Consider the following 20,015-nt stretch of genomic DNA (forward strand, 5'->3'; position numbering starts at 1 on the left):
ACGAATTATTTAGCGCATTGCAGTTGAGTTATTAATAAAAAATTTAAATAAACCCTCTGTAAATTACAGGGCATGGTGAGCGGTATCGCTATGCCCAAAATCTGGAGACAGATTGCGATGGATATTTCAGTTACTACTGCAAAACCCGGGCGTCGTCGGTATCTGACGCTAATTATGATCTTTATTACTGTGGTTATTTGTTATGTTGACCGTGCTAATCTCGCCGTGGCATCGGCACATATTCAGGAAGAATTCGGTATTACTAAAGCGGAAATGGGATATGTCTTTTCTGCTTTTGCCTGGCTTTACACATTATGCCAGATCCCGGGCGGTTGGTTTCTCGATCGTGTAGGTTCTCGCCTGACCTACTTTATTGCCATCTTTGGTTGGTCGGTGGCAACCCTGTTTCAGGGATTTGCAACCGGACTAATGTCGTTAATTGGCCTACGTGCGATAACCGGCATTTTTGAAGCCCCCGCATTTCCCACCAATAACCGTATGGTGACCAGTTGGTTTCCTGAACATGAACGTGCATCTGCTGTAGGTTTTTATACATCAGGACAGTTTGTGGGACTGGCATTTCTTACACCGCTGCTGATTTGGATCCAAGAAATGCTGAGTTGGCACTGGGTATTCATTGTTACCGGTGGGCTCGGTATTATTTGGTCACTTATTTGGTTTAAGGTTTACCAGCCGCCGCGTCTGACGAAAAGTATCACCCAGGCTGAACTAGATTATATTCGTGACGGTGGTGGCCTGGTGGATGGTGATGCGCCCGTGAAGAAAGAGGCGCGTCAGCCACTGACCAAAGCCGACTGGAAGCTGGTGTTCCACCGTAAGCTGGTGGGCGTCTATCTGGGCCAGTTTGCGGTGACCTCCACGCTCTGGTTCTTCCTCACATGGTTCCCCAACTATTTAACCCAGGAAAAAGGCATCACTGCGCTGAAAGCTGGATTTATGACTACCGTCCCGTTCCTGGCGGCTTTCTTTGGCGTACTGCTTTCTGGTTGGCTGGCAGACAAGTTGGTGAAAAAAGGCTTCTCGCTGGGAATGGCGCGTAAAACGCCGATTATCTGCGGATTACTGATCTCCACTTGCATTATGGGGGCGAACTACACCAACGATCCGGTATGGATTATGACACTGATGGCCATCGCGTTCTTCGGCAATGGTTTTGCCTCTATCACTTGGTCGCTGGTCTCTTCACTGGCACCCATGCGCCTGATTGGTCTCACTGGCGGTGTGTTTAACTTCGTTGGAGGATTGGGCGGAATCACCGTACCATTGGTAGTCGGTTACCTTGCGCAGGATTATGGGTTTGCGCCTGCGCTGGTCTACATCTCTGCCGTTGCGCTGCTTGGCGCGTTGTCTTACATCCTGCTGGTGGGGGATGTGAAGCGCGTCGGTTAATGTTCTTTAACCAGCCCGTCAGACGTTATGGCGGGCTGCTCTTCCAGACCTAAGGGAATATGTGCCACGCCGCTGCGCATTATCCATTTACGGGAAAACGCTGACGTAATTGCCCGGCTTTTAAGGATTTTGCCATACAGTTTGAGACGTATTTTACGGGTAGCTTTGCGGTAAGCGAGATTCATATCTGGCGCATCCCGCAGTAGTACAGATTTGAGAATCTCCGCGCTGTCCAGCGCATAGCTAATCCCCTCCAGCGAGCTGGCGCTGATAAAACCGGCCGCTTCGCCAATCAAAAATGCGTTTTCCTCACCACAGACGAAGTCTTTCCAGCGTGAGGGGAATAGCACCGTACATTTTTCGCTTTTCACCGGGTTGCCGAATTGAAACTGGAACGCTTCCATCTTCGTTTTCAGCGCGTCAAAGCGTGCCTGGCCGTCCTTCATCGGGTAGGCGCCGCCAAAGATAAAATAGCCGTCTTTGCTGATACTCCAGGAATAACAGTCGGTTGCGTCGTTATCAAAAATACAGGAATAGAACGGCACAGGATGTTTTTCTGCAAACCATTGTTGAATAGCGACATATTTACGAATTTGATGCTGGGGGTAGAGATGACGGCGCACCAGTGAATTCGCGCCGTCGGCCCCGACCAGATAACGTGCGGTGATCTGTTGCTCCCAACCGTCGGCGCGGAAGATAACATGCCATTTATCGCCCTCGCGCCAGATTTTCCGACACAAGCTGTCGTGATACACCTGTACATCGTCGGGAATGAGAGATTTAAGCCATAAATCAAAGGCATGGCGGTTGATGTTTATGTAACTTCGCTGGTAGTTACGCGTCAAAGAGGCTGCAACATCAACCGTTTTAACGCTAAATATCTGTGGATTAGCGATGACATCAACGGGTAAGGTTATCCCATCGCGGATAAACGAACGCTGGGCATCCGGGGCCAGCAGGCCGCCACAGGGTTTAGTGAAACCTTCATTGCCGCACTGACGTTTTTTATCCAACGCGATCACGCGCATTTTTCCGCTCAACTGCCGCGCCAGCGCTGCGCCTGCCGGGCCTAATCCGATAATCGCTACGTCAAAATGTTCCATCTTTCTGTCCGCAAAAATGAAGATGACGATACGCTAAAGCCTGAAAGTGAAGTGCTTGTGAAGTATGATTGCTGAAATCGTCTTGTATCAGGGCATTCCATGAAGCAAATCACCTTTACGCCGCGTAATCATCAGCTTACCAATATCAACACCTGGACACCGGACAGCCAGTGGCTGGTTTTTGATGTACGTCCTTCCGGCGCATCGTTTACCGGAGAGACGATTGAACGCATCAATATTCACACCGGCGAGCTGGAGGTGATTTATCGCGCGACACAGGGATCGCATGTTGGCGTAGTGACCGTTCATCCAAAGTCGGAAAAGTATGTATTTATTCATGGACCTGAAAATCCAGATGAATCATGGCATTACGACTTCCATCATCGGCGTGGAGTGATTGCTACGCAGGCAGAAGTGGAGAATCTGGATGCGATGGATATTACTGCGCCTTACACGCCGGGCGCGCTGCGCGGTGGTAGTCATGTGCATGTTTTTAGCCCAAACGGCGAGTTTGTCAGTTTCACCTATAACGATCATGTGCTGCATGAGCGTTCACCGGCGCTGGATTTACGCAATGTCGGTGTGGCTGCGCCGTATGGTCCGGTGAAGGTATCCGCGCAGCATCCCCGTGAATACAGCGGGAACTCTTGGTGCGTGCTGGTGAGCCAGACGACACCAACGCCAAAACCAGGTAGTGATGAGATTAACCGCGCTTATGAAGAAGGCTGGGTGGGGGATCATGCGCTGGCATTTATCGGTGATACCTTGTCGGCAAATGGCGAGAAGGTTCCCGAGCTGTTTATCGTCGATTTGCCACGGGATGAAAACGGCTGGAAAAAGCCGGGCGAGGCACCGCTGGAGGGTTCTGAGGCGACAATGCCTGCGCCTCCGTCTGGCGTTGTTCAGTGTCGTCTGACGTTTACCCATAACCGTGCTTTCCCTGGGCTGGTGAATCAGCCGCGCCACTGGGTGCGCAGTAATCCACAGGCGTCTGAGATTGCGTTTTTAATGCGTGATGACGGCGGTATAGTGCAGCTATGGTTGATTTCCCCACAGGGAGGAGAACCACGTCAGCTTACTCGCTGCGAAACGGATATTCAGTCGGCATTCAACTGGCATCCGTCGGGAAAATGGCTGGGATTTGTACTGCAGAACAGAATCGCTTGTTGTGATGCTCAGACGGGAGATATTGATTTTTTAACGGAGCGTCACGGCAACCCGCCGTCGGGCGATGCGATCGTCTTCTCTCCTGATGGTCAACAGGTTGCGTGGATGGAAGACGTCGAGGGTTTCCGCCAACTGTGGGTGACAGAAACCGGGCGTTAACTTAAGGTGCTGGTATTTTTGCCGGAGGGATAACGGCGTTTGTGGCCTGCGTCCTCTCCTCGCTCTTTTCTACACGGGATCTCACCGAGCTATCTTTGCGAAAGAGGTCCCACGGAAGCAATACCGTATCCAGGACAACGGTAAACGGCATATCCAGAATCGCCAGCGACTTGGTTCCCCAGTTTGTATCACTTTCGCTAATCATTGTGGCACTGGCGCGCGTGCCAGGATACGTCCCTTCCTTGCCGCCGGTATGCGACATAATGCTGGAACAGCCGCTCACAAACGCCATCCCGCTGCACATTGTCAGTGTTACCAACATTTTTTTTATCATCATTTATTCATCTGTATTTATCGTGTTTGCATGGTGAGTTAAAGCGATCCGTTGCGAAAATAACATCACCATTTCGTCGCACTGTGGCGGCTATCGCGATTTAACGATAACAACTGCTCCCCCCAGTGTATGCAATAGACAACAAACTGCAAAAAAAGTCAGATGAATACGCTTGAAAAGTTTGGTTTAAGACCCACTTTTAGGATGTAGGCAAATGAAGGGCATGCCTGATGGGTGTCCTGGCTACCTGACCTGTCCATGATGGAAGGTCCATTATCCTCGCTGATTTCAGGAGCTATTGATTATGCGTAACTTTGATTTATCCCCACTGTACCGTTCTGCTATTGGTTTTGATCGCCTGTTTAACCTGCTGGAAAACAACCAGGGCCAGAGCAATGGCGGCTACCCTCCGTACAACGTTGAGCTGGTAGACGAAAACCATTACCGCATTGCGATAGCCGTTGCCGGTTTTGCTGAAAGCGAACTGGAAATCACTGCCCAGGACAATCTGCTGGTGGTGAAAGGCGCCCATGCGGACGATCAAAAAGAACGTACTTACCTGTATCAGGGCATTGCCGAGCGCAACTTTGAACGTAAGTTCCAGTTAGCGGAGAACATTCATGTTCGCGGCGCAAACCTGGTGAATGGTCTGCTGTATATCGATCTCGAGCGCGTAATTCCCGAAGCGAACAAGCCGCGCCGCATCGAAATCAACTAATTCTGTGGGCCGCTTCGGGCGGCCTTGTTAAATCATCGGCTTGCCGTCAGGGAGCCGACATGTACCTACTCGCTTCTTAGAAGGAGATTATTATGCGTAACTACGATTTATCCCCACTGCTGCGTCAATGGATCGGTTTTGACAAACTGGCCAACGCCTTACAAAACACCGGTGAAAACCAGAGCTTCCCTCCTTATAACATCGAAAAGAGCGATGATAACCACTATCGCATTACGCTTGCGTTAGCCGGTTTTCGCCAGGAAGATTTGGATATTCAACTGGAAGGCACGCGTCTGACCGTGAAAGGGACGCCGCAGCAGCCAGAAAAAGAGACTAAATGGTTGCACCAGGGGCTGGTCACTCAGCCGTTCAGCCTGAGCTTTACGCTGGCTGAAAATATGGAGGTCTCCGGCGCAAGCTTCACTAACGGCTTGCTGCATATCGATTTGACCCGTAATGAACCTGAAGCCATTGCTCCACAACGTATCGCTATCAGCGAACGTCCCGCATTAAATAGTTAAATAGCTCCATGCCTTTGCCCCGCCAGAAATGACGGGGCTTTTTTGTGCTTTACCACCCATACATTGCGACTGTACTCTGCGAGAATCCATTTACTTAATGATGTTATTCACAGGGAACAGGATAATGAGTGATATAGCATTGACGGTCAGCGTTCTGGCATTAGTGGCGGTTGTCGGATTATGGATCGGCAACGTAAAAATACGTGGTGTGGGTTTTGGCATCGGAGGTGTACTGTTCGGCGGTATTATTGTCGGGCATTTTGTCGATCAGGCAGGGATGACCCTTAGCGGCGATATGCTGCATTTTATTCAGGAATTTGGCCTGATCTTGTTCGTCTACACCATCGGTATCCAGGTCGGACCGGGCTTTTTTGCGTCATTGCGCGTTTCGGGCCTGCGGCTGAATCTGTTTGCCGTGCTGATTGTCATCATGGGTGGCCTGGTCACCGCTATTCTGCATAAGCTTTTTGCCATTCCTCTTCCCGTGGTGCTGGGTATATTCTCCGGAGCGGTCACCAATACCCCGGCGTTGGGGGCCGGGCAGCAAATTCTGCGCGATTTGGGTACGTCTGGCGATGTGGTAGACCAAATGGGGATGAGCTATGCCATGGCTTATCCATTTGGTATTTGCGGTATTTTGCTCACCATGTGGCTGATGCGCATGATTTTTCGCGTTAACGTCGATGCTGAAGCCAGGCAGCATGAGTCCACACTGACCAACGGACACGCGCTAATTCAGACGATGAATATCCGCGTGGAAAACCCGAACCTCAACAATATGGCCATTCAGGATGTTCCGATCCTGAACAGCGATAAAATCATCTGCTCGCGACTGAAACGTGAAGAAACATTGATGGTGCCATCGCCGGGAACGGTTATCCAGATGGGGGACCTGCTGCACCTGGTCGGGCAGCCAGCCGATCTGCACAACGCGCAGGTGGTGATTGGTCAGGAGGTGGACACATCGTTGTCGACGCGCGGGACTGATTTACGCGTTGAGCGCGTGGTGGTCACCAACGAACAAGTGCTGGGTAAACGTATCCGGGATCTGCACTTTAAAGAACGTTACGACGTGGTGATCTCCCGCCTGAACCGTGCGGGGGTTGAGCTGGTAGCCAGCAGCGATGCCAGCCTGCAATTCGGGGACATTCTCAATCTGGTAGGGCGGCCTTCGTCGATTGATGCTGTTGCCAATGTTGTCGGTAACGCGCAGCAAAAACTGCAGCAGGTGCAGATGCTGCCGGTATTTATCGGTATCGGACTGGGTGTTCTGCTGGGGTCAATCCCGCTGTTCATTCCGGGTTTTCCGGTGGCGTTAAAGCTGGGGCTGGCCGGTGGGCCGCTGATTATGGCTTTGATTCTTGGACGTATTGGCAGCATCGGTAAGCTGTACTGGTTTATGCCTCCCAGCGCTAACCTCGCGCTGCGAGAGTTGGGTATCGTGCTGTTTCTCGCGGTGGTTGGTCTGAAGTCAGGCGGTGATTTTGTTCATACCCTGACGCAAGGCGATGGCCTGAGCTGGGTGGGTTACGGTATTTTTATCACCGCGATTCCGCTGATTACCGTTGGCCTGCTGGCGCGCCTTCTCACCAAAATGAACTACCTGACGCTGTGTGGCATGTTGGCCGGCTCAATGACCGATCCTCCTGCGCTGGCGTTTGCTAACAACCTGCATGCCACCAGCGGGGCGGCAGCGCTCTCCTACGCCACCGTTTATCCGCTGGTCATGTTCCTGAGGATTATCACCCCGCAACTGTTGGCGGTGATCTTCTGGGGAATGGGTTAGCGTCAGGACGGGTCCGGGTGGACGCGCCGTAAGTGGTAGTCCACCTGGTATTCGCTGGCGTTTCTGAACATGACTGAATAATTTAGAAATTCCCCGCTATCACTGTATGACAACGAGGTAATGCGTAATAACGGCGTCTGTTCAGGTACGTTCATCTGTGCGGAGAGCTGCTTATCGGCAAGAACGGGGGTCAGACTTTCATAGTTGCCGCTGATTGTTATCCCGCACTCTTTCTCAATGTAATCGAATTTTGACCCTTCCAGATGTGCCAGTGACAGATTACGGAATAATTTTACCGGCATGTAGCTGTCTTCAAGCATCAGCGGTTTGCCATCCACATAGCGAACACGGCGTGAGAAGTGGATACGTTCATTAATCTGGATACGCAGCTGACTGGCAATTGCCGGTGGTGCGGGCATCACTTCAAAAACCAGTACCTCACTGGTGACTTCTTTTCCCTGTCTCTTCAGCACTTCCGCCAGTCCGGTTAGATTGGTGGTTTCATGATGGACATCTTTGCGTGCTACATAAGTTCCACTTCCATGACGGCGTACGACCAATCCCCAGCCAATTAACATATCAATTGCTTTACGGATCGTCATTCGTGACACCGCAAACTCTTCGGCAAGTTTTTTTTCGCCAGGTAGCGGGCTACCGATGTTGTAATCAGAAGAATTCAGGCGAATTCGTAGTCGTTCCGCAATTGATTTGTAGATCACTACCAGACCTCTTTTTTCTTTTAATCACCGCACCATAGACCTTTTGATGTCTAACTTTTACGTGAAAAGTAGACCTCATTGTCGAAATTAAAACCATGAAAGCGATCACGAATCGTAGCGGCATACCATGTCCGGAGGATCGCAACTTTCTATTCTCGTATCAGGCCAGCAATGACGAAAAAAAAGGCCTCTCCCCCTACTGGTTGTTCTATGAGGATGTGAAAATGCTCAGTCAAATACAACGCTTTGGCGGCGCGATGTTCACCCCGGTGCTGCTGTTTCCCTTTGCTGGTATCGTCGTGGGTATCGCTATTATGTTGCGCAACCCGCTCTTTGTGGGCGAAGCGCTTACCGATCCCAACAGTTTGTTCGCCCAAATCGTTCATATCATCGAAGAAGGTGGCTGGACGGTATTTCGTAATATGCCGCTGATTTTCGCCGTTGGTCTGCCTATTGGTCTGGCAAAACAGGCTCAGGGCCGCGCTTGTCTGGCGGTATTGGTCAGTTTTCTGACGTGGAATTACTTCATCAATGCCATGGGTATGACATGGGGACATTTCTTCGGCGTGGATTTTAGCGCAGAACCGACTGCTGGCAGTGGTTTAACGATGATGGCTGGAATTAAAACGCTTGATACCAGCATCATCGGCGCAATTGTCATTTCCGGTATTGTTACTGCTCTACATAACCGTTATTTCGATAAACCCTTGCCAGTATTTCTCGGTATTTTTCAGGGGACATCGTTTGTGGTGATCATTGCCTTCCTGGTGATGATTCCCTGCGCCTGGCTGACGCTGCTGGGTTGGCCAAAGGTGCAAATGGGGATTGAATCTCTGCAAGCTTTTCTGCGTTCTGCAGGTGCGCTGGGGGTATGGGTGTATACCTTCCTGGAGCGTATTTTAATTCCGACCGGGCTGCATCATTTCGTCTATGGGCCATTTATTTTCGGCCCTGCCGCGGTGGAAGGCGGCATCCAGGTCTATTGGGCGCAACATTTGCAGGAATTCAGCCAAAGTACTGAGTCGTTGAAAACGCTGTTCCCTGAAGGTGGGTTTGCCCTGCACGGCAACTCGAAAATCTTTGGTTCATTAGGCATTGCTCTGGCGCTCTACTTCACCGCCGCCCCGGAAAACCGGGTGAAGGTGGCGGGACTATTGATCCCCGCTACGCTCACGGCTGTGCTGGTTGGGATTACCGAACCGCTGGAGTTTACCTTCCTGTTTATCTCTCCCTTATTGTTTGCTGTACATGCCGTGCTGGCGGCTTCCATGGCGACGGTAATGTATCTCTGCGGCGTGGTAGGCAACATGGGCGGCGGTCTGCTTGATCAGTTCTTACCGCAAAACTGGATCCCAATGTTCCACAACCATGCCGGAATGATGTTCACCCAGATAGCGATTGGTCTGGCCTTTACCGTGCTCTATTTCGCCATCTTCCGCACCCTGATCCTGCGCTTCAACCTGAAAACGCCAGGGCGAGAAGACAGCGAAATCAAACTCTATACCAAAGCTGATTACAAAGCTGCTCGTGGGCAAACCACCGCCGCATCGCCGGAGACCAAACTGGGTCAGGCTGCGGGTTTTCTACAGGCGTTAGGCGGCGCAAGCAATATCGAGAGTATTAATAACTGCGCTACTCGCCTGCGTATTGCGCTTCACGACATGGCGCAAACGCAAAGCGATGACGTTTTCAAAGCGTTGGGCGCGCACGGTGTTGTGCGCCGCGGCAACGGTATTCAGGTCATTGTTGGTTTGCACGTTCCTCAGGTACGCGAGCAGCTCGAAACGCTAATGAAATCTTCTTTATCAAACGAACAGATCCCCATGACGGAGGCAGTATCATGAAAAAATTCTCAGTGGTTATCGCAGGTGGCGGTAGTACCTTTACGCCGGGCATCGTGCTGATGTTGCTGGCAAATCAGGACCGTTTCCCGCTTCGTGCGCTGAAATTTTATGACAACGATGGCGCGCGCCAGGAAGTGATTGCTGAGGCGTGTAAAATCATCCTCAAAGAAAAGGCACCGGAAATTGAGTTTAGTTACACCACCGATCCTAAAGCAGCATTTACCGATGTCGATTTCGTGATGGCGCATATCCGAGTGGGTAAATACCCAATGCGCGAACAAGATGAAAAAATCCCATTACGTCACGGGGTGTTAGGTCAGGAAACTTGCGGGCCGGGTGGGATTGCCTACGGAATGCGTTCTATTGGCGGCGTGCTGGAACTGGTGGATTATATGGAAAAATATTCACCAAACGCCTGGATGCTTAACTATTCCAATCCGGCGGCAATTGTTGCTGAAGCCACGCGTCGGCTGCGTCCAAATGCGAAAATCCTCAATATTTGCGATATGCCTATCGGTATTGAAGGGCGGATGGCGCAGATCGTTGGCCTTAAAGACCGCAAACAGATGCGTGTGCGTTACTATGGACTGAACCACTTCGGCTGGTGGACATCGATTGAAGATCTGCAGGGGAACGATCTGATGCCGAAGCTGCGCGAATATGTGGCGCAGTATGGTTATGTTCCTCCGTCAAACGACCCGCACACAGAAGCAAGCTGGAACGATACTTTTGCGAAGGCAAAAGATGTACAGGCGCTGGACCCAGATACCATGCCGAATACATACCTGAAATACTACCTATTCCCGGATTACGTGGTTCAGCACTCTGATCCGCAGCGCACGCGCGCCAATGAGGTGATGGACCACCGTGAAAAACAGGTGTTCGGTTCCTGCCGCGCAATCATTGAGGCGGGCAATTCTGCCGCTGGTGAGCTGGAGATTGACGAACATGCTTCTTACATTGTCGATCTGGCGGCGGCTATTGCCTTTAATACTCAGGAAAGAATGTTGCTGATTGTGCCGAACAACGGGGCCATTCATAACTTTGACGATGAAGCGATGGTCGAGATCCCATGCCTGGTAGGGCATAACGGCCCGGAACCGTTGACGGTGGGTGATATACCTCAGTTCCAGAAAGGGCTGATGAGCCAGCAGGTAGCGGTTGAGAAGTTGGTGGTTGATGCCTGGGAGCACCGTTCTTATCAGCGTTTGTGGCAGGCTATCACCTTGTCGAAAACCGTACCGAGCGCATCTGTGGCAAAAGCGATTCTTGATGATCTGATCGAGGCCAACAAAGCGTACTGGCCGGAATTGCACTAATCCTGTTGACCGGCATCCTTTGGGTGCCGGTCCGCATGTTTCAATACCGCCGACGGTGCATAGCCAAACTTGTGTTTAAACGCTTTGCTGAAATGAAACGAGTCAAAGAAGTTAAGCATATCCGCCACCTGTCCGACCGTATTTCCCTCCTGTTTTAGCAGTGACAGCGCCAGTTCCAGCCGGGCATCCAGATAATATTCCTTCGGCGTTTTGCCGGTATAACGTAAAAAAAGACGACGTAGCCAGGCTTCGCTACAGGGAATAGTTGCTGCCATCTCCGCTACGTTCCAGCGTTTTTGTAGGCTGGCATGTAGAGTGGCAATCAGTTTTTCAATTTGCATCCGCTGCGGGTCTTTTTTACCTTCAGCGTAAATAAGACAAATCCATTGATAAATCATTTTTGTAAGAAAAGCGACGGCCAGATTATTTTTCATTGAGTCTGAAGAAGTAATTAATCGTGAAACTTCAGCCAGCTCCTGATTATAAATGTCACCATTATAAATAATATTTTGTTGGCCTAGCGGAATATCCATTACGCTGGTTGGTGTGAACTCCATCCAGTATTGTTCCCATACTAACCCTTCGCAATGATAAGACTGTATATCGGTCGGTTTTAAAAAGATTATACAGTTCCCGTTGAGAGTAATCTGTTCGCCGCCTTTTAGCAGGATTTTTCCACAGCCCTGGACGGTATAGACGGCAACCCAAGAATTAGCTATCAGTGGCTTTTTCTTATCGCGCGGCCAAATAACCCGGTAATGTTCGTCGGCATAGGTGTGCCACAGCGAGATCAATGAAATTCCGCTTGAGATCACATTTTCGTTAATCAACAGGGGAATATTGTATGTAGTTTCGTTTTTTACATGCGAACTTTGCATCTTTCCATTCATTTTAATTTCCCGCCGGAGAATTATGCCCACAACCTGAACTTAACAGAAAAAACCCGTTCAGGGATATGACGTTTTTATTTTATGAAATCTGACTGCCTGACCCGGTGCGCAATACCTCCTGTTACACCCTACAGCTACCGGGACATAATGAAAAAAAGGGCTATGAGATGAATACGCTACAAATTTTAAGCTTTGTGGGCTTTACGCTGCTGGTGGCGGTAATCACCTGGTGGAAGGTACGCAAGACGGATACCGGATCGCAACAAGGGTATTTTCTTGCCGGGCGTTCCTTGAAAGCACCAGTGATTGCGGCGTCACTGATGTTAACTAACCTTTCGACCGAGCAGTTGGTTGGTCTGTCTGGTCAGGCTTACAAAAGCGGAATGTCGGTCATGGGCTGGGAAGTTACCTCTGCGGTGACGCTTATCTTTCTGGCGCTGATCTTTCTGCCTCGCTATCTGCAACGTGGTATCGCTACGATCCCGGATTTTCTTGAAGAACGCTACGATAAAACAACACGGATTATTATCGACTTTTGCTTTCTTATTGCCACTGGCGTCTGCTTCCTGCCGATTGTGCTTTATTCAGGGGCGCTGGCGCTGAACAGTCTTTTTCACATCGGTGAATCACTCAATATTTCTCAGGGTGCCGCAATCTGGTTACTGGTTATTTTGCTGGGCATTGCCGGAATTATTTATGCGGTGATCGGCGGCTTGCGCGCAATGGCGGTGGCTGACTCCATCAATGGTATTGGCCTGGTGATTGGCGGACTGATGGTACCCGTGTTTGGCTTGATTGCGATGGGCAAAGGCAGTTTTTTACAAGGTATCGAGCAACTGACCACCGTGCATGCGGAGAAATTAAACTCAATCGGCGGAGCGAACGATCCGTTGCCGATTGGTGCGGCCTTTACCGGTTTGATTCTGGTGAATACTTTCTACTGGTGTACCAATCAGGGCATCGTGCAGCGTACGCTGGCCTCCAAAAGCCTCGCTGAAGGGCAGAAAGGGGCATTGCTCACAGCGGTATTGAAAATGCTCGATCCGCTGGTACTGGTATTACCGGGCTTAATTGCTTTTCATCTGTACCAGGATCTGCCAAAGGCGGATATGGCCTATCCGACACTGGTGAATAACGTGCTGCCTGTTCCTTTAGTGGGGTTTTTCGGCGCGGTTTTATTCGGCGCGGTAATCAGTACGTTCAATGGATTTTTAAACAGCGCCAGTACCTTATTTAGCATGGGCATATACCGGCGAATTATTAATCAACATGCACAACCGGAACAGCTGGTTCGCGTTGGTCGTAAATTTGGTTTTTTTATCGCGGTAATTTCCGTGCTGGTAGCGCCTTGGATCGCTAATGCGCCAGAAGGGCTCTACAGCTGGATGAAACAGCTCAACGGTATTTATAACGTGCCGCTGGTGACCATCATCATTATGGGATTCTTTTTCCCGCGCATTCCCGCGCTGGCAGCAAAAGTCGCCATGGGACTCGGTATTGTCAGCTACATCACCATCAACTATCTGGTGAAATTCGACTTTCACTTCCTTTACGTACTGGCCTGTACCTTCTGCATCAACGTGGTGGTCATGCTGGTTATCGGTGTTATCAAGCCGCGTGCCACGCCGTTTAAATTCCATGATGCTTTCGCGGTAGATATGAAACCGTGGAAAAACGCCAAACTTGCCTCTGTCGGTATCCTGACTGCGATGATTGGCGTCTATGCCGGGCTCGCACAGTTCGGCGGGTACAACACGCAATGGCTGACCATTCTCTGCTACTCAACTACGGCGGCAGTGATGATGTATTTGATGTACAGCAGTTGGCAGACGCGGCGTAACGCGACTGCACAATGTGTCCCTGACGCTAAGGATGAAGCATGACCCGGCCCAATTTTCTGTTCATTATGACCGATACCCAGGCGACCAATATGGTCGGCTGCTACAGCGGTAAGCCGCTGAACACCAATAATATTGATAGTCTGGCAGCGGAAGGTATTCGCTTTAACTCGGCCTATACCTGTTCACCAGTGTGTACGCCGGCCCGCGCAGGGCTGTTTACCGGGATTTATGCCAACCAGTCCGGGCCGTGGACCAATAACGTCGCGCCGGGGAAAAACATCTCCACTATGGGGCGCTACTTTAAAGATGCGGGCTACCACACCTGTTATATCGGCAAGTGGCATCTCGACGGACATGACTACTTTGGGACCGGCGAATGTCCGCCAGAGTGGGATGCTGATTACTGGTATGACGGGGCAAATTATCTCGCAGAACTGACGGATAAAGAGATCAGTTTGTGGCGTAATGGACTCAATAGCGTGGAAGATTTGCAGGCCAATAACATTGATGAGACGTTCACCTGGGCGCATCGTATCAGTAACCGGGCGGTCGATTTTCTCCATCAGCCTGCGCGTGCCGAGGAACCGTTTCTGATAGTGGTTTCCTATGACGAGCCGCACCATCCGTTTACCTGTCCGGTCGAGTATCTGCAGAAATATCAGGACTTTTATTACTATCTCGGTGCGAAAGCGCATGACTCTTTGCTCGATAAGCCCGAGCACCATCGTCTGTGGTCGCAAGCCATGCCATCCCCGGTTAGCGATGACGGGCGCTACCACCATCCGCTCTATTTTGCCTGCAACGACTTTGTTGATGATCAGATAGGTCGGGTGATCAATGCCTTAACGCCGCAGCAGCGAGAGAATACCTGGGTCATTTATACCTCCGACCACGGTGAGATGATGGGCGCGCATAAACTCATCAGTAAAGGGGCCGCGATGTATGACGACATCACACGAATTCCGCTGATTATGCGCCCGCCGCAAGGGGAGCCTATACAGGTAGACACACCGGTCAGCCATATTGATCTGCTGCCGACGATGATGGCGCTGGCGGGTATTGAGAAGCCGCAAATCCTGCCAGGTGAAAACATTCTTGCCGTTGAAAAGCCGCGCGGTGTGATGGTGGAGTTCAACCGTTATGAAATTGAACATGACAGTTTCGGCGGATTTATCCCGGTACGCTGCTGGGTGACGGACGACTGGAAACTGGTATTAAATCTGTTTACCAGCGATGAACTTTACGACAGGCGTAACGATCCAGATGAACTACACAACCTGATAGATTCGCCACAATTGGCCGACGTTCGCTGCCAGATGCACGACGAGCTGCTGGACTACATGGATAAAATCCGCGATCCGTTTCGCACCTATCAGTGGAGTTTGCGTCCGTGGCGTGCTGATGCCATACCGCGCTGGATGGGGGCTTTCCGCCCGCGCCCTGAAGACGGCTATTCTCCGGTGGTACGTGATTACGACACCGGTTTACCGACCCAGGGCGTAAAAGTGGAAGAGAAAAAGCAGAAGTTCTGACTACAATGCCAGTTGGCGCAAATATCCTTATTTGCAACTTACTTGTAGGCCGGATAAGGCGCTAGCCACCATCCGGCAATGACAACCAGAGGAGTTTGGATGAAGATTTCCCGCCTGGGTGAAGCGCCGGATTACCGCTTCTCGTTGGCAAATGAACGCACTTTTCTGGCGTGGATCCGCACCTCGCTGGGGTTTCTGGCGGCGGGTGTGGGTCTTGACCAACTGGCTCCGGATTTTGCCACGCCGGTGATTCGTGAACTGCTGGCACTGTTGTTGTGTCTGTTTGCCGGCGGTCTGGCGATTTATGGCTACCTGCGCTGGTTGCGCAATGAAAAGGCAATGCGCCTGAAAGAGGACTTGCCGTACACTCATAGCCTGTTAATCATCAGCCTGATTTTAACGGTAGTTGCGGTGATTGTGATGGCGCTGGTGCTGTATGCCGGATAGCCGTAAATCGCGACGGATCGCCGATCCTGGTTTACAACCGGAACGTACCTCGCTGGCCTGGTTTCGCACGTTGTTGGGCTATGGCGCGTTAATGGCGCTGGCGCTGAAGCACAACTGGCATCAGGCGGGTTTCCTGTTTTGGGTTTCAATTGTAGTGCTGGCGCTGGTGGCGATTGTTCTTTGGCGCTATACCCGCAGTCGCAACCTGATGGATGTCAGTCATAGCGATTTTTCTGAATCTCGCGCGGTGCGTGACAAATTTATGATCTCCCTCGCGGTGTTATCCCTCGCAATACTGTTTGCTGTAACGCATGTCCGCCAACTTATGGCATTTATCGGGAATTTAGCATGACAGGATGTCAGGTCATGGCCAAGCCGGCCAGCTCTCGTTGTAATCTCGATTGTCGCTACTGTTTTTACATTGAGAAACCCACTCAACCCGCAATGGATGACGCTACCTTAGAGACGTTTATTCGCCAACATATCGCTGCGCAGCCGGGGCCCGAAGTGATGTTCGCCTGGCAGGGGGGCGAGCCAACTCTTTGTGGCGTAGACTTTTTTCGCCGCGTTGTGACGTTGCAAAAACAGTACGGAGAAGGGAAGCAAATCCATAACGCTTTCCAGACCAACGGAATTTTGCTCAATGACGAATGGTGTCAGTTTTTACGCGATAACGGCTGGCTGGTTGGGATCTCTCTGGATGGCCCGGCCGAGTTGCACGATGCTTATCGCGTTAACCGCAGCGGAAAACCGACGCATCATAAGGTGATAGAGGCTATTGCTAAACTTCGTGAGTATCAGGTGGAGTTCAATCTGTTGGTGGTGATTAACCGCCTGAACAGCCAGCAGCCCGAACAAATGTATCGTTATCTTCGCCAATGCGGCACGCCCTTTCTGCAGTTTATTCCGTTGGTTGAATATGATGAAAAAGGCGAGCTTACCGCCGACTCCGTCCCGCCGCAGGCGTGGGGAACCTTTCTGAATTCCGTCTTTGATATCTGGGTCAGAGAAGATATTGGTCGCGTATTCGTCCAGCTATTTGATTCAACCCTCGGGGTATGGTGCGGGCATCCGGCGCAGATGTGTTCGCTAAGCTCCACCTGCGGGCATGCTTTTGCCCTGGAAGCGAATGGCGATTTGTATCAGTGCGATCACTATGTCTACCCTGATTATCGCCTGGGTAATATTCATCACACCTCGCTGAGTGAGCTCAATGCCAGCTCTCGGGCTGCGGAGTTTGGTCAGGCTAAGAGAACCACGCTGAGCGCGGAATGTCAGGCGTGTTCGCTGCTGCGTTTTTGCCACGGCGACTGCCCTAAGCACCGTGGCAGAAATGGAAAGAGTGCGATTTGCGGCGGATACAGCGCTTTTTTCAACCATACCGCGCCGCATATGCGCGTAATGCGTGATCTCATTAAGCAGCATCGTTCACCCGCGGAGCTGATGGCGATGCTGCGCTGAGATTAGCGCCCTTTCGCCAGGTACTGCGCCATTTCGGCTTCCGGCACCATACCGCCGCCGGTCGCCCACACGAGGTGTGTGGCGTTATTGAGCTGCGCTGCGCTAAATCCGTGCATGTGCTGATAGTCAGTGGAGGCGCAAACGTGCTGCGGACCGGTCATCCCCGCCAGCGCCGACGGCTCAAGGCGAATGCCTTCTTCCTGCGCCAACCAGCCCAGCATGTCGTACAGGGTCTGATCGTCCAGGGTATACAGACCGTCGAGCAGACGTTCCATCGCCCGGCCAACAAAGCCCGAGGCGCGACCGACCGCCAGCCCGTCCGCTGCCGTCAGGTTGTCGATACCGATGTCCTGTACGGAGATGGTATCGTGTAGCCCGGTATAAATCCCCAGCAGCATGCACGGGGAGTGGGTTGGTTCCGCGAAGAAACAGTGCACGTTATCGCCAAACGCCAGCTTGAGGCCAAACGCCACGCCGCCAGGGCCGCCGCCGACGCCGCACGGCAGATAGACAAATAACGGATGCTCGGCATCCACTACGCGCCCCTGCTGGGCAAACTGCGCTTTCAGACGCTGACCGGCGACCGCGTAGCCTAAGAACAGCGTGCGGGAATTTTCATCATCGATAAAGAAGCAGTTTGGATCGGACTGTGCCGCCTTACGACCTTGTTCAACCGCCACGCCGTAATCTTCTTCGTACTCCACTACCGTCACGCCGTGGCTGCGCAGCTTGGCTTTTTTCCACGCGCGGGCATCGGCAGACATATGAACCGTAACGTTAAAGCCGATCCGGGCGCTCATGATGCCAATCGACATCCCGAGGTTGCCGGTGGAACCGACTGCGATGCTGTACTGGCTGAAGAACTGTTTAAACTCCGGCGAAAGCAGAATGCGGTAATCGTCTTTGGTGGTCAGCAGACCGGCTTCCAGCGCCAGTTTTTCCGCATGGGTCAGTACTTCATAAATGCCGCCGCGCGCTTTGATTGAACCGGAAATCGGCAGATGGCTGTCTTTTTTCAGCAGGAGTTCGCCGTTAATGTGCTGCCCGAACTCTTTTTCCAGCCGTTTTTGCATGGCCGGGATTGCGGCCAGCTCAGATTCGATAATGCCTCCGGTAGCGGCAGTTTCCGGGAAGGCCTGCGCCAGATACGGTGCGAAGCGCGTCAGACGCGCGTGGGCATCCTCAACGTCGTGTGCTGTCAGGCCAACATAGGGTAAACCTTCCGCAAGAGAGGTGGTGCCAGGGTTAAACCAGGTTGTCTCTTTCATAGCCACCAGATCTTCCACTAAAGGATGCTGGGCGATAAGTGTTTGAATGTTTTCCATAGTCAGTCTCTTCGCGCTTAGATAATAAAGGAAAGCAGGAATGTGCAAGCCAGTGCAATAACGGACGCGATAAATGTCGCGGTCGTATAGTATTTGAACGTTTCATTGAGGGTGGCGCCGCAGTACTGCTTCACAAGCCAGAACAGGGAATCGGTGACGATCGTGCAGCCAATAGCGCCGGAACCGATGGCAATAGCGATGATCTCTGGGCTCACGTTAGGGTAGAGTGGCAGCATCGGTGCCACGATTGCCGTCGCGCCCATCATCGCAACGGTGGCAGAGCCTACCGCCGCATGCAGAATCAGTGCGACCAGCCACGCCAGCAGAATCGGGTGCATATGCATGTTTGAGAGGATCAGAGCCAGAGTATCCGCCAGCCCGCTGCTCTTGAGGATAGCGTTGAATGCGCCGCCTGCACCGATAATCAGCAGAATGTTAGCAATCGAGCCAAAACCGTTTTCGGTGTGGGTCAGCAGCGTCCCCATGCCAATGTGCTGACGCAGACCGAGAATGTAATAGGCCACGAAAACGGCAATAAACATCGCGGTGATTGGGTTACCGATAAACTCCAGCAGCGTATACAACGTACTGCCTTTCGCCATGTTCAGCTCAGCGACGGTTTTGACCAGCATCAGGCCAATCGGCAGGAGTACGGTAAACAGCGTAGCGCCCAGCGACGGCAGCGTACTTTCGTCGCGCACTTTCAGGTCGGAAAACTCAGCCGGTACCGGTTTAAACGGCAGACGGTTACCGAGGAATTTCAGGTACAGCGGCCCACCGACAAGCGAAGCCATTAAACCCACCAGTAAGCCGTAGACAATTACGGTGCCAATATCCGCGCCCAACTTATTCGCCACGAACAGGGCGGCCGGATGCGGAGGTACGACGCAGTGTACCGCCATCAGCGCCGTACACAGCGGAATCGCCAGCTTCAGTAATGAGGTATTGGTTTTTTTAGCAATCGAAAAGGCCAGTGGAATCAACAGCACCACGCCGACTTCAACGAACAGCGTGATACCGCAAATCAGCCCGACCAGCACCATAATGACGTCCGCGGAAAGCCAACGGCAGCGCTGCAGCGTCAGGCCGATGCGTTCGGCCGCGCCGGACACTTCCATCATTTTGCCCAAAATGGTCCCAAGACCAATAACCGCCGCGAGGAAGCCCAGCGTACCGCCAATACCACTCTCAATGGCATTGACCATATCCAGCGGCCCCATCCCCATCATCGTACCCACGAAGAAACTGGCTAACAGCAGCGCCAGAAACGGGTGGAATTTGAACTTCACGATGGTCAAAACGATTAACACGATGCTTATTAGCAGCGTGCTCACAACCCAGATTTGAGAGTGCATAGCTCACCTTGCCCTGTGATTAATATAGGGTTATTGGACAAAAATAAGGCACGGTCTGACAAACGATATAAATCTCCTTTCACA

At 51.7% G+C, this 20,015-nt stretch carries 18 protein-coding genes and 1 other annotated feature; of the genes, 12 read left to right on the forward strand and 6 right to left on the reverse strand.

All coding sequences use genetic code 11. The features are described 5' to 3' along the window. Positions 1–72 precede the first annotated feature (72 nt). The gene (locus tag NMD08_RS00070) at positions 73–1,410 is read left to right on the forward strand and encodes an MFS transporter (RefSeq protein ID WP_151217132.1); all 1,338 of its coding nucleotides are present in this window, start codon (positions 73–75) and stop codon (positions 1,408–1,410) included. On the opposite strand, the gene cbrA is transcribed toward NMD08_RS00070, so the two are convergent. Continuing rightward, positions 1,407–2,513, reverse strand: a complete 1,107-nt coding sequence (gene cbrA / locus NMD08_RS00075) for a colicin M resistance lipid reductase CbrA (RefSeq protein ID WP_370619285.1) — start codon at positions 2,511–2,513, stop codon at positions 1,407–1,409. The two genes, NMD08_RS00070 and cbrA, sit on opposite strands and share 4 nt — an antisense overlap. Before the next feature lie 99 nt (positions 2,514–2,612). Between cbrA and NMD08_RS00080 the strand changes: the two genes are divergently transcribed. Beyond that, positions 2,613–3,839, forward strand: coding sequence for a DUF3748 domain-containing protein (locus NMD08_RS00080; protein WP_252838599.1), 1,227 nt, complete (start codon positions 2,613–2,615; stop codon positions 3,837–3,839). A 1-nt stretch (position 3,840) separates the two neighbouring features. Here the strand turns inward: NMD08_RS00080 and NMD08_RS00085 are convergent, their stop codons facing one another. Further along, positions 3,841–4,176, reverse strand: coding sequence for a YceK/YidQ family lipoprotein (locus NMD08_RS00085; RefSeq protein ID WP_370619287.1), 336 nt, complete (start codon positions 4,174–4,176; stop codon positions 3,841–3,843). A 235-nt stretch (positions 4,177–4,411) separates the two neighbouring features. Then, positions 4,412–4,484: a sequence feature (ROSE (Repression Of Heat Shock gene Expression) occurs in the 5'-region of heat shock genes and acts as an RNA thermometer to modulate expression.), on the forward strand. Here NMD08_RS00085 and ibpA point away from each other — a divergent pair. The 3 genes from ibpA (at position 4,478) to NMD08_RS00100 (ending at position 7,198) form a co-directional block, all read left to right on the forward strand. Then, a complete protein-coding gene (ibpA, locus tag NMD08_RS00090; protein ID WP_003023882.1) occupies positions 4,478–4,891 on the forward strand; it encodes a small heat shock chaperone IbpA in 414 nt (137 codons plus the stop codon). It overlaps the preceding feature by 7 nt. Before the next feature lie 92 nt (positions 4,892–4,983). Further along, on the forward strand, positions 4,984–5,412 hold the full coding sequence (gene ibpB / locus NMD08_RS00095) for a small heat shock chaperone IbpB (protein ID WP_187253921.1): 429 nt from the start codon (positions 4,984–4,986) through the stop codon (positions 5,410–5,412). Between the two features lie 124 nt (positions 5,413–5,536). Then, the gene (locus NMD08_RS00100) at positions 5,537–7,198 is read left to right on the forward strand and encodes a putative transporter (RefSeq protein ID WP_151217125.1); all 1,662 of its coding nucleotides are present in this window, start codon (positions 5,537–5,539) and stop codon (positions 7,196–7,198) included. 2 nt (positions 7,199–7,200) lie between these two features. Here the strand turns inward: NMD08_RS00100 and NMD08_RS00105 are convergent, their stop codons facing one another. Further along, positions 7,201–7,917, reverse strand: a complete 717-nt coding sequence (locus NMD08_RS00105) for a GntR family transcriptional regulator (protein ID WP_049000657.1) — start codon at positions 7,915–7,917, stop codon at positions 7,201–7,203. A 224-nt stretch (positions 7,918–8,141) separates the two neighbouring features. On the opposite strand from NMD08_RS00105, the gene NMD08_RS00110 reads away from it, so the two are divergent. Then, the gene (locus NMD08_RS00110; protein WP_252838598.1) at positions 8,142–9,761 is read left to right on the forward strand and encodes an alpha-glucoside-specific PTS transporter subunit IIBC; all 1,620 of its coding nucleotides are present in this window, start codon (positions 8,142–8,144) and stop codon (positions 9,759–9,761) included. Further along, positions 9,758–11,080, forward strand: coding sequence for a 6-phospho-alpha-glucosidase (locus NMD08_RS00115; RefSeq protein ID WP_151217121.1), 1,323 nt, complete (start codon positions 9,758–9,760; stop codon positions 11,078–11,080). Before NMD08_RS00110 ends, NMD08_RS00115 begins: the two co-directional genes overlap by 4 nt. Here the strand turns inward: NMD08_RS00115 and NMD08_RS00120 are convergent. Further along, positions 11,077–11,970 carry an AraC family transcriptional regulator gene (locus NMD08_RS00120; RefSeq protein ID WP_187259912.1) on the reverse strand — a complete coding sequence of 298 codons (894 nt, stop codon included), beginning with the start codon at positions 11,968–11,970 and terminating at the stop codon, positions 11,077–11,079. The genes NMD08_RS00115 and NMD08_RS00120 overlap by 4 nt on opposite strands. A gap of 167 nt (positions 11,971–12,137) precedes the next feature. On the opposite strand from NMD08_RS00120, the gene NMD08_RS00125 reads away from it, so the two are divergent. The 5 genes from NMD08_RS00125 (at position 12,138) to NMD08_RS00145 (ending at position 17,251) form a co-directional block, all read left to right on the forward strand. After that, positions 12,138–13,853 (forward strand): solute:sodium symporter family transporter, encoded by a 1,716-nt coding sequence (locus NMD08_RS00125; RefSeq protein WP_003840621.1) that lies wholly within the window; start codon positions 12,138–12,140, stop codon positions 13,851–13,853. After that, positions 13,850–15,343: a sulfatase-like hydrolase/transferase gene (locus NMD08_RS00130; protein ID WP_370619290.1), complete on the forward strand. Its 1,494-nt coding sequence runs from the start codon at positions 13,850–13,852 to the stop codon at positions 15,341–15,343. Before NMD08_RS00125 ends, NMD08_RS00130 begins: the two co-directional genes overlap by 4 nt. 99 nt (positions 15,344–15,442) lie before the next feature. Then, a complete protein-coding gene (locus NMD08_RS00135) occupies positions 15,443–15,790 on the forward strand; it encodes a YidH family protein (RefSeq protein ID WP_057101861.1) in 348 nt (115 codons plus the stop codon). Beyond that, positions 15,780–16,142 (forward strand): DUF202 domain-containing protein, encoded by a 363-nt coding sequence (locus NMD08_RS00140; protein WP_121540571.1) that lies wholly within the window; start codon positions 15,780–15,782, stop codon positions 16,140–16,142. The genes NMD08_RS00135 and NMD08_RS00140 overlap by 11 nt, the downstream gene beginning before the upstream one ends. Next, positions 16,139–17,251 (forward strand): anaerobic sulfatase maturase, encoded by a 1,113-nt coding sequence (locus NMD08_RS00145; RefSeq protein WP_252838597.1) that lies wholly within the window; start codon positions 16,139–16,141, stop codon positions 17,249–17,251. The genes NMD08_RS00140 and NMD08_RS00145 overlap by 4 nt, the downstream gene beginning before the upstream one ends. A 2-nt stretch (positions 17,252–17,253) precedes the next feature. Here NMD08_RS00145 and dsdA read toward each other — a convergent pair whose 3' ends face one another. Then, positions 17,254–18,576: a D-serine ammonia-lyase gene (dsdA, locus tag NMD08_RS00150; protein ID WP_370619292.1), complete on the reverse strand. Its 1,323-nt coding sequence runs from the start codon at positions 18,574–18,576 to the stop codon at positions 17,254–17,256. A gap of 17 nt (positions 18,577–18,593) precedes the next feature. After that, positions 18,594–19,931 carry a D-serine transporter DsdX gene (gene dsdX / locus NMD08_RS00155; protein ID WP_151217111.1) on the reverse strand — a complete coding sequence of 446 codons (1,338 nt, stop codon included), beginning with the start codon at positions 19,929–19,931 and terminating at the stop codon, positions 18,594–18,596. Positions 19,932–20,015: the final 84 nt, after the last annotated feature.

The organism is Citrobacter meridianamericanus, from assembly GCF_041320245.1.
Classification (GTDB): Bacteria; Pseudomonadota; Gammaproteobacteria; order Enterobacterales; family Enterobacteriaceae; genus Citrobacter; species Citrobacter meridianamericanus.

Excerpts from the sequence above, each read along its gene's own strand:
- NMD08_RS00135 (WP_057101861.1), top strand. The coding sequence starts at position 15,443 with ATGAAGATTTCCCGCCTGGGTGAAGCGCCGGATTACCGCTTCTCGTTG.
- NMD08_RS00120 (WP_187259912.1), bottom strand. The coding sequence starts at position 11,970 with ATGAATGGAAAGATGCAAAGTTCGCATGTAAAAAACGAAACTACATAC.
- dsdA (WP_370619292.1), bottom strand. The coding sequence starts at position 18,576 with ATGGAAAACATTCAAACACTTATCGCCCAGCATCCTTTAGTGGAAGAT.
- dsdX (WP_151217111.1), bottom strand. The coding sequence starts at position 19,931 with ATGCACTCTCAAATCTGGGTTGTGAGCACGCTGCTAATAAGCATCGTG.
- cbrA (WP_370619285.1), bottom strand. The coding sequence starts at position 2,513 with ATGGAACATTTTGACGTAGCGATTATCGGATTAGGCCCGGCAGGCGCA.
- NMD08_RS00085 (WP_370619287.1), bottom strand. The coding sequence starts at position 4,176 with ATGATGATAAAAAAAATGTTGGTAACACTGACAATGTGCAGCGGGATG.
- NMD08_RS00145 (WP_252838597.1), top strand. The coding sequence starts at position 16,139 with ATGACAGGATGTCAGGTCATGGCCAAGCCGGCCAGCTCTCGTTGTAAT.
- NMD08_RS00125 (WP_003840621.1), top strand. The coding sequence starts at position 12,138 with ATGAATACGCTACAAATTTTAAGCTTTGTGGGCTTTACGCTGCTGGTG.
- NMD08_RS00130 (WP_370619290.1), top strand. The coding sequence starts at position 13,850 with ATGACCCGGCCCAATTTTCTGTTCATTATGACCGATACCCAGGCGACC.
- NMD08_RS00115 (WP_151217121.1), top strand. The coding sequence starts at position 9,758 with ATGAAAAAATTCTCAGTGGTTATCGCAGGTGGCGGTAGTACCTTTACG.
- ibpA (WP_003023882.1), top strand. The coding sequence starts at position 4,478 with ATGCGTAACTTTGATTTATCCCCACTGTACCGTTCTGCTATTGGTTTT.
- NMD08_RS00140 (WP_121540571.1), top strand. The coding sequence starts at position 15,780 with ATGCCGGATAGCCGTAAATCGCGACGGATCGCCGATCCTGGTTTACAA.
- NMD08_RS00100 (WP_151217125.1), top strand. The coding sequence starts at position 5,537 with ATGAGTGATATAGCATTGACGGTCAGCGTTCTGGCATTAGTGGCGGTT.
- NMD08_RS00070 (WP_151217132.1), top strand. The coding sequence starts at position 73 with ATGGTGAGCGGTATCGCTATGCCCAAAATCTGGAGACAGATTGCGATG.
- ibpB (WP_187253921.1), top strand. The coding sequence starts at position 4,984 with ATGCGTAACTACGATTTATCCCCACTGCTGCGTCAATGGATCGGTTTT.
- NMD08_RS00080 (WP_252838599.1), top strand. The coding sequence starts at position 2,613 with ATGAAGCAAATCACCTTTACGCCGCGTAATCATCAGCTTACCAATATC.
- NMD08_RS00110 (WP_252838598.1), top strand. The coding sequence starts at position 8,142 with ATGCTCAGTCAAATACAACGCTTTGGCGGCGCGATGTTCACCCCGGTG.